General features: G+C 44.2%; 1 protein-coding gene. It reads left to right on the plus strand.

What is annotated here, in order from left to right; all coding sequences use genetic code 11:
- On the plus strand, positions 1–292 hold a 292-nt coding region (locus tag FD688_RS07330), incomplete at both ends, for a hypothetical protein (protein ID WP_190242839.1).

Genomic DNA, 292 nt, shown 5'->3' on the forward strand with positions numbered 1-292 from the left:
AGAAAGCTCAGCACAAAGTAGTAGTGCAGAAACCTCAGCACAAAGCAGTAGTGCGGAAAGATCAGCACAAAGCAGTAGTGCAGAAAGCTCAGCACAAAGCAGTAGTGCAGGAAGCTCAGCACAAAGCAGTAGTGCAGGAAGCTCAGCACAAAGCAGTAGTGCAGAAAGATCAGCACAAAGCAGTAGTGCAGAAAGATCAGCACAAAGAAGTAGTGCAGAAAGATCAGCACAAAGCAGTAGTTCAGAAACTGCTCAAAAAAGAAGTACTGCACTAACATCAGAAAAAAGCATA

This window comes from Apilactobacillus kunkeei (genome assembly GCF_005930975.1).
Taxonomy (GTDB): domain Bacteria; phylum Bacillota; class Bacilli; order Lactobacillales; family Lactobacillaceae; genus Apilactobacillus; species Apilactobacillus kunkeei_E.